16 protein-coding genes and 1 pseudogene are annotated in these 13,826 nt (G+C 67.5%); 8 read left to right on the top strand and 9 right to left on the bottom strand.

Annotated features, from left to right (window positions below):
- From MKK63_RS27760 to MKK63_RS27750, 3 genes and pseudogenes are all read left to right on the top strand, one after another.
- Positions 1–273, top strand: a pseudogene (locus MKK63_RS27760) (transposase); the annotation flags it as partial.
- A 267-nt stretch (positions 274–540) separates the two neighbouring features.
- A complete protein-coding gene (locus tag MKK63_RS27755) occupies positions 541–819 on the top strand; it encodes a hypothetical protein (RefSeq protein ID WP_244007218.1) in 279 nt (92 codons plus the stop codon).
- A 75-nt stretch (positions 820–894) separates the two neighbouring features.
- Positions 895–1,575, top strand: a complete 681-nt coding sequence (locus MKK63_RS27750; RefSeq protein ID WP_244007217.1) for a VOC family protein — start codon at positions 895–897, stop codon at positions 1,573–1,575.
- Between the two features lie 26 nt (positions 1,576–1,601).
- Here MKK63_RS27750 and MKK63_RS27745 read toward each other — a convergent pair whose 3' ends face one another.
- Positions 1,602–2,225, bottom strand: a complete 624-nt coding sequence (locus tag MKK63_RS27745; RefSeq protein WP_244007214.1) for a ribonuclease D — start codon at positions 2,223–2,225, stop codon at positions 1,602–1,604.
- Positions 2,226–2,301: 76 nt separating this feature from the next.
- On the opposite strand from MKK63_RS27745, the gene MKK63_RS27740 reads away from it, so the two are divergent.
- Positions 2,302–2,730 (top strand): cupin domain-containing protein, encoded by a 429-nt coding sequence (locus MKK63_RS27740; RefSeq protein WP_244007212.1) that lies wholly within the window; start codon positions 2,302–2,304, stop codon positions 2,728–2,730.
- Here the strand turns inward: MKK63_RS27740 and MKK63_RS27735 are convergent.
- From MKK63_RS27735 to MKK63_RS27715, 5 genes are all read right to left on the bottom strand, one after another.
- Positions 2,727–3,608: a DMT family transporter gene (locus MKK63_RS27735; protein WP_244007210.1), complete on the bottom strand. Its 882-nt coding sequence runs from the start codon at positions 3,606–3,608 to the stop codon at positions 2,727–2,729. The genes MKK63_RS27740 and MKK63_RS27735 overlap by 4 nt on opposite strands.
- A gap of 513 nt (positions 3,609–4,121) precedes the next feature.
- Positions 4,122–4,361 (bottom strand): hypothetical protein, encoded by a 240-nt coding sequence (locus MKK63_RS27730; RefSeq protein WP_244007208.1) that lies wholly within the window; start codon positions 4,359–4,361, stop codon positions 4,122–4,124.
- A 21-nt stretch (positions 4,362–4,382) separates the two neighbouring features.
- Positions 4,383–4,802: a hypothetical protein gene (locus MKK63_RS27725; protein WP_244007206.1), complete on the bottom strand. Its 420-nt coding sequence runs from the start codon at positions 4,800–4,802 to the stop codon at positions 4,383–4,385.
- A gap of 570 nt (positions 4,803–5,372) precedes the next feature.
- On the bottom strand, positions 5,373–6,101 hold the full coding sequence (phbB, locus tag MKK63_RS27720; RefSeq protein ID WP_244007204.1) for an acetoacetyl-CoA reductase: 729 nt from the start codon (positions 6,099–6,101) through the stop codon (positions 5,373–5,375).
- Between the two features lie 115 nt (positions 6,102–6,216).
- Entirely contained in the window at positions 6,217–7,401 is a 1,185-nt protein-coding gene (locus tag MKK63_RS27715; RefSeq protein ID WP_244007202.1) for an acetyl-CoA C-acetyltransferase, read from the bottom strand.
- Positions 7,402–7,719: 318 nt separating this feature from the next.
- On the opposite strand from MKK63_RS27715, the gene phaR reads away from it, so the two are divergent.
- Positions 7,720–8,307 (top strand): polyhydroxyalkanoate synthesis repressor PhaR, encoded by a 588-nt coding sequence (gene phaR, locus MKK63_RS27710; RefSeq protein ID WP_244007200.1) that lies wholly within the window; start codon positions 7,720–7,722, stop codon positions 8,305–8,307.
- 95 nt (positions 8,308–8,402) lie between these two features.
- A complete protein-coding gene (locus tag MKK63_RS27705; protein WP_244007197.1) occupies positions 8,403–8,717 on the top strand; it encodes a hypothetical protein in 315 nt (104 codons plus the stop codon).
- Between the two features lie 16 nt (positions 8,718–8,733).
- Here MKK63_RS27705 and rpmF read toward each other — a convergent pair whose 3' ends face one another.
- On the bottom strand, positions 8,734–8,922 hold the full coding sequence (rpmF, locus tag MKK63_RS27700; protein ID WP_003601373.1) for a 50S ribosomal protein L32: 189 nt from the start codon (positions 8,920–8,922) through the stop codon (positions 8,734–8,736).
- Positions 8,923–9,233: 311 nt separating this feature from the next.
- On the opposite strand from rpmF, the gene MKK63_RS27695 reads away from it, so the two are divergent.
- Positions 9,234–9,599: a helix-hairpin-helix domain-containing protein gene (locus tag MKK63_RS27695; RefSeq protein ID WP_244007195.1), complete on the top strand. Its 366-nt coding sequence runs from the start codon at positions 9,234–9,236 to the stop codon at positions 9,597–9,599.
- A 106-nt stretch (positions 9,600–9,705) separates the two neighbouring features.
- On the opposite strand, the gene MKK63_RS27690 is transcribed toward MKK63_RS27695, so the two are convergent.
- Both MKK63_RS27690 and MKK63_RS27685 read right to left on the bottom strand, forming a co-directional pair.
- Positions 9,706–10,377, bottom strand: a complete 672-nt coding sequence (locus MKK63_RS27690) for a hypothetical protein (RefSeq protein ID WP_244007192.1) — start codon at positions 10,375–10,377, stop codon at positions 9,706–9,708.
- Positions 10,374–10,691, bottom strand: coding sequence for a hypothetical protein (locus MKK63_RS27685; protein WP_244007190.1), 318 nt, complete (start codon positions 10,689–10,691; stop codon positions 10,374–10,376). The genes MKK63_RS27690 and MKK63_RS27685 overlap by 4 nt, the downstream gene beginning before the upstream one ends.
- A gap of 117 nt (positions 10,692–10,808) precedes the next feature.
- On the opposite strand from MKK63_RS27685, the gene MKK63_RS27680 reads away from it, so the two are divergent.
- Positions 10,809–13,688 (top strand): phosphoenolpyruvate carboxylase, encoded by a 2,880-nt coding sequence (locus MKK63_RS27680; RefSeq protein ID WP_244007188.1) that lies wholly within the window; start codon positions 10,809–10,811, stop codon positions 13,686–13,688.
- Positions 13,689–13,826 lie beyond the last annotated feature (138 nt).

Raw genomic sequence — 13,826 nt, 5'->3', positions numbered from 1 at the left:
CGCCGTGCTGCTGCTCGATCAGGCCGGGTGGCACACCACCAGGAAACTCGTCGCGCCCGCCAACATCACCCTGCCGCCCCTGCCGGCCCGCCCCCCGAACTCAACCCGGTCGAGAACCTATGGCAGTTCATGCGCGACAACTGGCTCGGCAATCGGATCTTCGCATCCTACGCCGACATCCTCGACCACTGCTGCTACGCCTGGAACACCCTCATCGACCGACCCTGGCACATCATGTCCATCGGACTGCGCAAATGGGCCCAAGGGTTCTGATCAATGAGGGTTGGTATAACTCGCTTGTCAACGCCACCATTGATGAGAATAAATCAGAGGTTGATCTTGTTGCGTCTGGATCGAGCGAAGGCGTTTTTATTAAAAATCAGTTCAGTTATAAGACAGGTAGAGAGGCATACAGCAATAATGATGGCGTTGTGTATGTGCGAGATACCTACGGTGTTGGCGTTTATTTGAGACACGACCCGAGTTCGTCGCGCGGATTTCGCGTCCGGACAGCGTATCCGCGAACTGAAGGAGACTGATATGCAACAACCGCCTGAATTCAAAAAATTTTCACTCCAGTTTTACTCTGGCATATTGGAAGATGTTGAAAATGAAGAAGAATTAATTGATAGTGTTTTATCCCCATTTTCGGATCCACAACAACGAGCGCGACTACGTTCATATCTTGATGCCATAACTCGGGATGATATAGACGACCAAGAATTGCAGGCTATCTGGTGGTCATCTTCCGCAGACACGGTGTTTCGCGACAGCTATGGGCTACGTCAGCTTTTAAAAATGGCACGAGACCGAATTTAATCTTATTTCAGTAGTTAGCCCGCGCCAAAATGATGACCTGGCCCGATGACGCTTCAGAATTAGGGGCATACTAAGATGTCGATCGAGCCAAATGTCATCGCCCCATCCTTCCGCTGTGATGCTTACCTCGACCACCTCGTCGTCGTAGCGCCAGATCTTGCGGAAGGTGTCGCGCATATTCGCGACTGCCTCGGCCTTACCATGCCCGAGGGCGGCCGCCACCGCGAGATGGGCACCCGCAATCACCTGCTGCGCCTCGGCGAAGCGATGTTCCTGGAGGTGATCGCCGTCGATCCCGAAGCGCCTGCCCCACCCCACGCCCGCTGGTTCGGACTGAGCGACCCGGCACGCGTGCGGGCGGACTGGGAATCAGGCCGACGGCTGCGCGGCTTTGTCGCCCGCACGGACGATCTCGACGGCGTGCTCGCCGCTGATCCGAACCTTCTCGGGCAGGCTGCCACGATGACCCGTGGCGGCCTTTCGTGGCGCTTCGGCGTCCGCCCGGACGGGGCCTGGCCGGCGGACGGCGCTGCGCCGTACGTGCTGGATTGGGGACCGCGCGGCAGCCCAGCCCGGACGATGCCGGATCTCGGAGCCCGGCTCGATGCGCTTGTCCTTACGCATCCGGATCCAGACGCCGCGCGACAGCTTCATACTGCGCTCGGGCTGGCGGAGCCTCCGGAAATCGTACAGGGCGACGGCCCACGCTGGACCGCCCGGATCACGACGCCGTCCGGCTCCAGCGCGCTGACCTGACGGGCCAGCAGCCCGACTCCGTAGCCTCAGCTATGCGCAAAGATGTCCACCTCGGGCCAGCCGTCGAGGTCCAGGCGCGCGCGGGTCGGCAGGAAGGCGAAACAGGCGGCGGCGAGGTCGGTCCGGCCTTCCCGAGCTAGCATCGCGTCGAGCCGGTCGCGGGCCGTGTGAAGGTGGAGCACGTCCGAAGCCGCGTAATCGAGTTGCGCCTGTGACAGAGTCTCGGCGCCCCAATCCGAGGATTGCTGCTGCTTCGACAGGTCGACGCCCACGAGTTCGCGCACCACGTCCTTGAGCCCGTGGCGGTCGGTATAGGTGCGTGCGAGCTTCGAGGCGATCTTGGTGCAGTAGACCGGCTGCGGCATCACCCCGAGGGCCTTATAGAGCGCGGCGACGTCGAACCGCGCGAAGTGGAAGATCTTCAGCACACCCGGATCCGCCAGGACGCGCTTGAGCACCACGGGCTCCGGGCCGCTCTGCGGGATTTGCACCACGTCGGCGGTGCCGTCTCCGGTGGAGATCTGCACCACGCAGAGCCGGTCGCGATGGGGATTGAGCCCCAGCGTCTCTGTGTCGATGGCGACCGCCCGGCCCGCATCGTAATCGGCGGGCAGGTCACCGCGGTGGAGGCGTACGGTCGGGCTCGGCATCAATCTCGGACCTTGCGGGTTTCCGGCCGGTAGCATCGGTGCCAAGTGTCAGCAAGTAAGCGACGAGGAGACGGGCATGACGGCGGCGGAGGTGATCGCGACCCTGGGGCTGAAGCCGCACCCGGAGGGCGGCCACTACCGCGAGACCTTTCGCGATCCGCACACCGTCAATGGACGCTCGGTCGGCACGGCGATCTATTTCCTGCTCGATGTCGGCGAGGTCTCGGCCTGGCACCGGGTCGACGCCGCCGAGATCTGGCACTGGCACGCCGGGGCGCCGCTGGTGATCACCACGAGCCCGAACGGGCACGATGCCGAGGCTCGGCATCTCGGGCCGGACCTCGCCGCCGGCCAGCGCCCGCAATGCGTGGTCCCGGCGGGCCATTGGCAGACCGCCACCAGCCTCGGCGCCTGGACGCTGGTGGGCTGCACGGTCTCGCCGGGCTTCGAGTTTTCGGGATTCGAGATGGCGCCGCCGGATTGGCGGCCGACGCCGCGGGGTTAGGTCTGTTTCGGCGTAGCCCGGGAAGCCCCCACCGCCGTCAGCGCGCCGGCCACGATCAGCAGGCAGGCGAGCGCCAGGGCTGGCCCCGGGCTGGCATAGCCCGTGACCACAAGGATCAGCGTCGAGAGAACCGGCGCCGCGTAGGCCGTGACGCCGAGCAGCCGGACGTCGCCGCGCTTGCAGCCGATATCCCAGAGATAGAAGGCAGCCCCGACCGGTCCCAGCCCGAGCAGCAGCACCGTGCCCCACTGGATCGCGTCGGCCGGCCAGATCGTCGTCTCGAAGACGAGGTGGCAAACGAGGCTGAGCGCGGCCGTCGCCAGGCAGAAGCCCGCAACCGCATCGGTCGGCACCTGTCCAACCCTTGCCGAGAGAACCGAATAGCCGGCCCATACGAAGGCTGCCGCGAAGGAGGCCGCGTAGCCGGGCAGCGCCCCGGCGGGGAAGTCGAGATCGCCCCGTCCGGCGAACAGGGCCGCGACGCCGGCGAGACCCAGGAGCGCACCGGCGAGGTGGCCCGGACGCAGCCCCTCGGATCCCGGCAGGCGGGCGGAGAACAGCACGATCAGCAGCGGCCAGAGATAGTTGATCAGTCCGGCCTCGGCCGGCGGCGCGAGGCGCAGGGCGCTGAAGTAGAGGGCGTGATAACCGAACAATCCCCCGACCCCGAGCAGCCAGACCGGCCAGGGTTGGAGCAGCGCGCGGGCGCGGGCCGGACGCGCGATCCAGACGGCACAGCCGCACAGGCCGCCGAGCAGAAACGTGATGGCGGCGAGCTGGAACGGGGGCACGGCGCCCGACGCCGCCGTAAACAGGGCGAGGAGCGACCAGAGCGCGATCGCGCCGAAGCCCGCCAGGGTCGCGGCGGAGCGGCTCATTGGGCGGGACGTTATCGGCACGGATCCACTCATGACCGGCCGCTACCATGCGGGGCTCTGAGTCGGCGAGCGGGCCACGTCGCTATCACCGCCCAGGACCTGTACCCGCGCGGGCCGTGCGCGCTCGGCTCGGCCTGATCGCATGGCGCCTGCAGCGCTCCCGCCCGCTGAAGGATGGCGGCTACGATCATCGATCGCTCGAGCCGGTCGTGACCGGGGACGGCGTCATCCTCCGACTGCCATGCGGGCAGGTCGGCGTCACGGACGTCTTCTCCGGCCTGCCCACGACGATTGTCTCGGCCGACTGCGTCGGCACGCCGTCAGTGCGGCTCAGTCGGCCCACAGGGCCACCAGGGAGAAAAAGCCGGCCATCAGGACGTTGACGACGAGGATGCCGGCGATGATCAGGGCGAGCGTCATGGTGGCCTCCGAAGCGGGGCAATCGGGCGGGACATGTGGATTCGAGCGCGGCCCGGTCTTCTGGGACCCCCGCCGCGGGGGTCGGTGGCCGCTTCAGTGTGGGTTGATCACCCGCATGAGATCGGCGAGGTAATCGACGTTCAGCGGCGTCCAGCCGAGCCGGCGCCGGATCAGGCTGTAGACCGTGCAGAGCACGGCAACCGAGCCGATGACGGCCAGCGTGAACCAGTGTATGTCGCCGGTGCCGAAGCCGACCGCGACGCCGATCAGGGTCGTCGTCACGAAGATGATCCGGCTCGGGTTGGCCGGGCCGCGCGGCGTCACGTCAGACATGGGAACCTCCCTCGATCCGGATCAGCGGGCGCGGCAGTTGGGGCCGTACCAAGTCATGGTCCGGTGATCCATGCCGCCGTCATACGATGCGCCGCAGACGGGAAAGCGCGTGTCGCCGGTCCGCTGGAGGCTCATCGCCTTGTAGAGGTCACGCTGGGCCTCGCGGCGTCGGCTTTGCTCGGCGCGCTGGGCCTGCCAGTACCGGTTGGTGGCGGCCTCCGCGGCCGCGCGGTCCTGATGGAGGCCCATCATGCACTCCGCGAACGCGTCGGTGCCGGGCTCGAAGCCGAAGCCGAAGCATTGGTTCTGATCCATCGCGTGCCGCTCCTGCGGCGTGACGCAGGCGGCGAGCCCCAGGGTGCAGGCGGCGGCCAGCGCGATCTTTGCGGCGGTCGGGAGCCGCCAAGCGTGCCGGCCGCCCGTTTCACCGCCGCACTGCACAGACGTAACTTCGTTCTCGAAAACAGACTGAACGGAAAATTTACCGTAAAATCTTTGCGTCATCACCCACGCGGCCCCGTTTTACTATCGGCGCGGACATCCGCGGCGCGATGGAACGAGACCTATACCGGCACGTCCGGTTTGTTCGTGCCCCAGAGCACGTGAACAATCTGTTCCCGGACAACCCGCCCTGCGCATCCGCCTGATATGCAGATGACTGTGAGACCGAGACGCAACGGTAATCACGGAAGCTGGCGCGTTACCAATTTATATAAATTTTTACCGAACAGAAAAGCTGCTCTTAGGGTTGTTGCGCCGATAGATACTATACTTGTAGCATAAATACACGAGATATACCGACGAGCCCAAGTTCAGACATGACGACATGCGCATCGCAACCGCAGGCGAACGCACACGGTCAGCCCATTCGAGGGGGCTTTGGCCGGAAGGCGGGGGACGGATACGAAGCGAACGGGCTTCGGCGCCTTTTGGGGCCGGCCGTCGCGCATAGCCTGGCAAAGCTTCGCCGGAAGCGGGCGCGCCGGCGTGAAGCGGCGCGCCCGGGTACGATCAGACGAAGTGCTGACCGCCGTTGATGGTCAGCGTCGAGCCGTTCACGAAGCCGGCCTCGTCGCTCGCCAGATACTCGACCGCATGCGCGATCTCGTCGGCCTCGCCGAGACGGCCGGTGGGGATCGTGGAGATGATCTTGTTGCGGATCTCCTCCGCCACAGCCATCACCATCTCGGTGGCGATATAGCCCGGCGCCACCACGTTGACGGTGATGCCCTTGGACGCGCTTTCCTGCGCGAGCGCCTTGGCGAAGCCGATCACGCCGGCCTTGGCAGCCGAGTAGTTGGCCTGGCCAGCCTGGCCCTTCTGACCGTTGATCGACGAGATGATGATGATGCGGCCGAAGTTGCGGCTGCGCATGCCCTCGATCAGCGGGCGCGTGCAGGTGAACATCGAGTCGAGGTTGGTCTTGATGACCTGCTGCCACTTCTCGAAGGTCATCTTGTGGAAGGCGCCGTCTCGGGTGATGCCGGCGTTGTTGACGAGGATGTCGATCGGGCCGACCTCGGCCTCGATCGCCTTGATCCCGGCCTCGCAGCTTGCGAGATCACCCACGTCGAACTTGAAGACCGGGATACCGGTCTCGGCTTTGAAGGCGTTGGCGGCTTCGTCGTTGCCGGCGTAATTGGCGGCGACCTTGTAGCCCTTGTCCTTCAGCCGCTTCGAGATCGCCGCGCCGATACCGCGGGTGCCGCCTGTGACCAGGGCGACGCGTCCTTGAGTCATTCTTGTTTCCTCCTGTTCGCATCTCGTGATGCCGCGTGCGGATGGCGTCCGCACGCGAATTTTTGTGATCTTGGCTTTAAGTCTTAGTTGTCGAGAAACCGCCGTTACAGAGCGATCAGGTCCGCTCGACGCACATCGCCACGCCCATGCCGCCGCCGATGCACAGGGTGGCGAGGCCCTTCTTGGCGTCGCGCCGCTTCATCTCGTGCAGCAGCGTGACGAGGACGCGGGCGCCCGAGGCACCGATCGGGTGGCCGATGGCGATGGCGCCGCCATTGACGTTCACCTTCGCGTCGTCCCAGCCCATGTCCTTGTTCACCGCGAGCGCCTGGGCCGCGAAAGCCTCGTTGGCCTCGATCAGGTCGAGGTCGGACGGCTTCCAGCCGGCCTTCTCCAGGGCCTTGCGGGAGGCCGGGATCGGGCCGGTGCCCATCACCTTCGGATCGACGCCCGCCGTCGCCCAGGACTTGATCCGGGCGAGCGGGGTGAGGCCGCGGCGCTCGGCCTCCGAGGCCGACATCAGCACGAGGGCCGCCGCGCCGTCGTTGAGGCCGGACGCGTTGGCGGCCGTCACCGTACCCTCCTTGGAGAAGGCGGGCTTCAGCTTGGCCATCGCCTCCACGGTGGCCCCCTCGCGGATGTACTCGTCGGCATCGACGATCGTGTCGCCCTTCCGGCCCGGCACGGTCACGGGGACGATCTCGTCCTTGAAGCGGCCTTCCTTGCGGGCCGCCTCGGCCTTGTTCTGCGAGCGGGTCGCGAACTGGTCCTGCTGCTCGCGGGTGAGCTGGAAGGCCTGGGCGACGTTCTCGGCGGTCTGGCCCATGTGGTAGCCGTTGAAGGCGTCCCAGAGGCCGTCCTTGATCATGGTGTCGATGAGCTTCACGTCGCCCATCTTCTGGCCGGCCCGCAGGTACTGCGCGTGGGGCGAGAGCGACATCGATTCCTGGCCACCGGCCACGATGATCTTGGCATCGCCGTTGGCGATCTGCTGCATGCCGATCGCGACCGTGCGCAGGCCCGATCCGCAAACCTGATTGAGGCCCCAGGCGGTTGCCGCTTCGGGGATGCCGGCCTTGATGGCGGCTTGGCGCGCCGGGTTCTGGCCGGCGCCGGCGGTGAGCACCTGACCGAAGATCACCTCGTCGACCTCGTCGGGCGAAACCTTGGCGCGCTCGAGGGCGGCCTTGATTGCGGTCGCACCGAGCTCGTGAGCCGGCACTGCCCCGAAGGCGCCGCCGAACGAGCCGACGGGCGTGCGCGCCGCCCCGACGATGACGATCTCTTCGCTGGCTGCCATGTTGCGTTCTCCTCTCGCGAGCCGGCGCGCCTTCCGGGGCGCGCTCTGTGCTGGCACTGGGATGAAGGGCGTGACATCGGCGAAGTCAAGATTGCGCATCGGACCTTGAAATGATGCCGATGTCGCGTCCGCGAGACTGAAATGTCGCTTGGCCGCGGCGAGGCCTGCATTATTCTGCGTTGAACAGATGCAGTTTGCTGTTTTCTGCGCCGGGGGAAGGCTTTAAGGATCGTGCTGCGGGCGCGAAGATGATCCCGCAGGGCCGCATCGCGCGGACCCTCAAGTCCCGAGGTCGCAAGTCGAGAAAGGCCGTTCCCGATGGCGGATACCGTCAAGGCCACACAGACCGTCATCAAAAAGTATGCGAACCGGCGCCTCTACCACACCGGCACCTCGACCTACGTGACGCTGGAGGACCTCTCCACGATGGTCCAGAACGGCGAAGACTTCATCGTGTATGACGCCCGCACCGGCGACGACATCACCCGCTCCGTGCTCACGCAGATCATCTTCGAGCAGGAGAACAAGGCCGGCGCCGAGAACCTGCTGCCGGTGGCGTTCCTGCGCCAGCTGATCCGCTTCTATGGCGACAGCATGCGCACCATGGTGCCGAGCTTCCTGGAATTCTCCATGGCGAATTTCGCCAAGGACCAGGACGGGCTGCGCGAAAAATTCGCGCACAGCTTCGGCCCGGCCGCGTTCCAGAACGCGATCGAGCAGTCGGTTCGCACCAATATGAACTTCTTCGGCGACGCGATGAAGATGTTCACGGGCTTCGCACCACCCGGCGGGGCACAGCCGGCTCCGTCGACCGCTCCTGCGCCCTACGGTGGCGGCGAGCTCGACGACCTGAAGCGGCAGATGCTGGAGATGCAGCAGCGCCTGGAGGCGTTGGCGAAGAAATAATCGCTCGCCCGGCGCGGCCGAATAGAAGTTGACGAACTCTTAATATCGGTATCACCCTTGCGACACCGGCATGGAAACGTGCGGAGCGTGTCGCGATGGTGCGAGTCGAAACAGGCAATCGTCTCGGCCCGGCACAGGTCAGGGCTGTGCGGGCAGCGCCCGGCGCCACGGAGGGTGTCAGGGCTGAGACCGCGCGCCCGGTCGGACGCTCGCTCGTCGTCATCGATGGGGGACGCCCGGAGGGGCGTGAGCGGGCCGTGCCGGCGGAGCGCGCGGCCCTGGGTCAGTCCCGTGCCGGCTTCATCACGCAGCTGCTGACGGCCGATGACCCGACGCTACATCCGTCACGCCTGGAACGGACCCGGGTAGCTGCGGCGTGTTACGCGGAGGCCGCGCGGCGCCTCGCCTGAGGCGCCGCGAGAGATCTCAAGCCTCGGCGGACTTCACCTTGAGAACCTGACGGCCGCGGTACATGCCGGTCTTCAGGTCGATGTGGTGCGGACGGCGCAGCTCGCCCGAATCCTTGTCCTCGACATAGGTCGGCGCCTTGAGGGCGTCGGCCGAGCGGCGCATGCCGCGGCGGGAGGGAGAGGTCTTTCGCTTCGGGACGGCCATGGTGTGATCCTTCGTGACGCCGCGGACAAAGCGGCGCCCGGGCGGCTCCCCAATCGAGGATCGCCACGCGCACCGCGGGATACGGATGAGGGCGCGCTTATAGCTGGGGCGTCAGCCCGTGGCTAGAGCATCGTCCCGAAAGGTGGTGTCCGGTTCCCGGAAAACGACGATGCGGATCAAAAGGCCGTTATCCCGACCGGACTTCCGAACCGGGATGCGGGACACAACCGTTAAGCGCGGGTTCAAATGCGACGGCGCAGATCTGCGCTGCCGGTGCCGCGCAGCGGGCCGTGACTTTTCGGGAGAACGCCATGGCTTCCTCCACCAAGACCCTCGCACTGCTCGCCCTCCTCTCGAGCCTCGTGGCCGGACCCGTCCTGGCCCAGACCCCCGCTCCGCAGGCGCCCGCCACGGCGGCTCCGACCGTCCCTGCCCGGCCCACGGCGCCGAGCGCTCCGGTCGCCGGCTCGCCGAACGCCGCGAAGACGGCCTTGATCGACCTCAACAGTGCCAGCACCGAGGAACTCGATGCCCTGCCCGGCATTGGCGCGGCCCGCGCGGCCGCGATCATCAAGGGCCGTCCCTATCGGGGCAAGGACGATCTCGTCACGAAGAAGATCGTCCCGAAGAACGTCTATGACGGCATCAAGGACAAGGTCATCGCCAAGCAGAAGTAGCCAGCTCCGGCCGTGCCCGATCGCGTAGCAATCGCGCACGGCGCCGAGCCTTTGATGTGACGCGCGCTCTGGCGCCGAACCGGTAACGACTTCGGCGAAGAACGCTTTACTCGGCGATTGCCCCCTGGGGCATGGAAAAGCCCGGGGGCGTCTTCTCGGCCGCCGCTTTGGGCGGCGCGCGCTTCGCGGGGGCCTTCTTCCGGGCCTCTGCCTTCGGCGGAGCCTTCACGGCGGGCGGCGTCTCACAGGCGCGGAACGTGAGCTGCGCCAAAGGGGCACCCTCCTCGCTGACGATCGTCATCGAATCGGGCAGGTTCGGCAGGGTCGGCTGCCACTTGATCGGACCACCCAGCATCGCCTCGATCGCCGCCGGGGCGCTCCCCCGCCGCAACGCCGTAAAATCCGGGCCATACGCGGTGGCGACCTTCCCGGCGATCACGACCAGCAGCACCTCGTTCACCTCGGGCGTCAGCGGCCTCAACGGGTTGGTGGTCTGGACCTGCCCGGCCCGGGCGACCACCATCTTGAAGGCCTTGCCGTTCTCGAAACGCGCCGCGCTGGCCCCGCAGGGCTGCCCGGGCGGGAGGCCGGGCGACGGCGTCGGTTCGTTCGAGGCCGGGGCCGCAGGCGCTTGAACGGGCGGCACCTGGATCGTCGGCGCCTGAGCAGGCGCAGCCGGGACTTGCTGCGCCGGCGCGGCCCAAGCCGCAGGTCCGATCGACAGGGGAAGCGACACGGCAAGCAACAGGGCGGTGCCCCTACGGGTCGGCGACGTCATCGGCTGGATTCCGGAGAATCGCGCCGGGCCGGTTGGGCGCGCCCTGGTCTGGTCAGGGCTCTGATCGGTTCCAATTCGAACGCCTCCAAATCGAGCACGTGCGGATCGGGCAGCCTCTGATCGAGGACCTGCGCCGTCCGATCGATCGGAGTGCTGCGCGGGCCGACCGTGCCGAGGAACAGGTCTTCATCCTCCGAATCAAGCTCGGAGTGCATGCGCAGGGGTTCGCGCCGGCCCCGGGCCGCCATCGCGGCGACGGCTACGATGGCGGCGACGAAGATCAGTATCGCCAGGATGATGATCAGGCGCTCCATGAGGCCGGCAGCTCTAACCCGGTCACTCGGCCGCCGCCAGCCCGGGCTACGCGGAACGCTCCTTGCGTGGCCGATCGCACCGGGTCAATGCGGACTGACCGGAGCCGGAACCGATCGATGCAGCACGAGCCGAGCCGCAAGCCCGAGGATCTTGAGGATCACCTCCTCGGACTGATCGAGGCCGCCCGGGACCAAGCGCGGGAGGATCCGTTCCGCAATCCCGTTCTGGCCGTGACCCTGGCGATCACCCGTCGGTTCGACCGGGGCGAGATCTCGGCGGACGATCTCGGCCCCCTGTTCGCCCGGCTGCGCGCGGAATCCCTGACGGCGCGAGCGGCGCGGCTGCGCAGCTATGTCGGGCTCGCGACCGGGCCCGTCGACCCGGCGGCCGCGGTCCCGGCCCGCCTGGTGACGGCGGCGGATGACGGTCACGACGGCTTCGACCGCTTCGCGGCCTTCATCCATCGCACCGCTTTCGCGGTTGTGTTCACGGCGCACCCGACCTTCGGCATGCCGCGGGTCGTGGCGAACCTTCTCGCCGAGGCCGCCAGCCTGCCCGACGCGGCCGCCGGTGCCGCGCTGATCGAGCGTGCCGCCGCCCTCTCCACCCGGCCCGACGCGCCCATCACTTTGGATGTGGAGTTCGAGCAGGCCTGCGCGGCGGCCAATAACGGGCGTCTGGCGCTCGACGCCTTCAACGGCGCCCTCCTCGACGCCGCCCGCGCCCGCTGGCCGGAGCGCTGGACCGAGCTGACGCCCCGCCCGTTCGCGATCGCGAGTTGGGTCGGCTGCGACACCGACGGGCGCACCGATATCGGCTGGTGGGACACCCTGCGCTACCGGCTGATCTCGAAGCGCATGCAGTTCGACCGGGTCATGCGCGAGCTCCCCGGGACCGCCGGCTGCCGCACGGTTCGGGCGCTCGCCGAGGACGCGCTGGCGGCGGTGAACCGCCAGCTCGCGGTGGCGCCGCGGCTCGGCGAAAAGCCCTCCCTCGAATCCGTGCACCGCTTCGCGCTGGCGTTGATCATCGAGCGCGAGCGCGCCCAGACCGATGCGGGCGCCCTGGTGGCGGGCCTCACGGCGGCGCTGGAGACCGCCGACGACGCGGCCGACAAGCGCCGGATCGCCATCCTGCGCGCCGGCGTCGCGACGCACGGGCTCTCGAACGCCCTGCCGCACTTCCGGCTCAACGCCAGCCAGATCCACAACGCGGTGCGCCGGGTGATCGACCTCGAAGGCGAGCCCGCCGACGCGGCCCGCCGCCGCTCGCACCTCGCGACCATCCACGCGCTCCTGAACGATGTGCGGCCGGTGGCGGTGGATTTCGGCGCGCTCGCCGCCGAGCGGGCCTCGGCCGCCCGGCTGATGATGACGATCGCGCAGATCCTGAAGCACGTCGACGGCACCCATCCGGTGCGCTTCCTCATCGCCGAGACCGAGACCGGCTACACGCTGCTCGCCGCCCTGTGGCTCGCGCGCCACTACGGCATCGCCGACAAGCTCGAGATCACGCCGCTGTTCGAGACGGCGAGCGCCCTGGAGCAGGGCATCCGGGTGCTCGACGATGCGCTGCGCAATCCGCACTGGCGCCAGTATCTCAAGCGCATCGGCCGGCTGACCGTGCAGTTCGGGTACTCGGATTCGGGGCGCTACGTCGGCCAGCTCGCCGCCACCTTCTGGATCGAGCGGCTGCGCCTGCGCATCACCGAGATGCTGGTTCAGAACGGCCTCGCCGATATCGAGCTCGCGATCTTCGACACGCACGGCGAATCGATCGGGCGCGGCGCCCATCCGACCTCCCTGCGCGACCGCCTCGCCTATCTCGCACCCGAGGATGCCCGGGATCGCGCCCGCAAAGCCGGCATCAAGGTCCGGCTCGAATCGAGCTTCCAGGGTACCGACGGCTACCTGCTCTTCGGGACTGAGGCTCTGGCCGAGGCCAGCGTCGCGCGCATCGCCGAGCACGTCTACGCCCTCGACATCGCGGAGGACGATTCCTTCGCGGATTACGCCCTCGGCGACGAGGATGCGGGGGCGGACGCGAAGGACGACCCGATCTATTCCGAGCCCGACTTCGCCCTCGAATTCTTCACCGCGGCCCGCCAGGACATGGAGGCGCTGGTGGACGATCCGGGCTACGCGGCGCTGCTCGGCACCTTCGGCCCGAGCCTGATCGACCGCACCGGCTCGCGTCCGGTGGCGCGCCAGAGCGACAATGGCGGCCCGGCCCGCATCACCCACCCACGCCAGATGCGGGCGATTCCCAACAACGCGATCCTGCACCAGCTCGGCTTCCTGGCGAACGCCCTCCACGGGATCGGCCGGGCCGCCCAGCGTGGACCCGACCTGTTCCGCGACCTGCGCCGCGACTCGGTGCGCTTCTCCCGGGCCTTCCGGCTCGTGCAGCACGCCGCCTCGGTGGGCGATCTCGACGTGATGCGCGCTTATATCGACACCCTCGACCCGGCCGTGTGGCTGGAGCGGGCGCGGCGCACACAGAAGGATTTCCGCCGGGACGAGCTGGTGGTGATCGCGGGCGCCCTGGAACGGCTCGATCTCGCCTCCGCGCTGCGCAGCCTGTTCGGGCGCCTGACCCGCGACTGGCTGGACCTGACGGCGGCGGCGCCGGACCTGCCCGTCATGTCGGCGCGGCTGACACTGCTCCACGCCCTGCGGCTGGCGCTGATCCACCGGATCTGGTTCCTGGCGGTCCACATCCCGGGCTTCCGGCCGCAGGCGGGCATCTCCCGCGAGCAGCTGCTGGAGCGCTTCCTGCGCCTCGACATCGACGGCTGCCTGAAGCTCCTCGACGAGATCTTCCCGGTCACGCCGGATCCGACGCTGGGTCTGAACTTCGGCGAACCGGCGGGCCCGCGGGATGTCGGCACCTATGAGGCCGAGCACGCCAACCTGTTCCAGCCGATCCGCCGGATGTTCGATCAGGTGCGGGAGATCTCAGGCATGATCCAGCACGAGGTGGGGGCGTTCGGGTAGGTCCGAGCGGGTGACAGGCCGATCGCCGGGGCCGGGCCGGCGATCGTAAACCTGGGCGCTTCAGCAATGCCGCACGCAGGCCCCGGCGTCTGGTCGAGGTCCCGCGCCATCAGTTCTGGTCTGGAGGCGGCTTTGGGC

It is taken from the genome of Methylobacterium sp. J-088 (assembly GCF_022829295.1).
In the GTDB taxonomy this organism is placed as follows: domain Bacteria; phylum Pseudomonadota; class Alphaproteobacteria; order Rhizobiales; family Beijerinckiaceae; genus Methylobacterium.
Note: the sequence above shows the minus strand (reverse complement) of the source record. Positions and strands in the feature narration are given on the sequence as shown.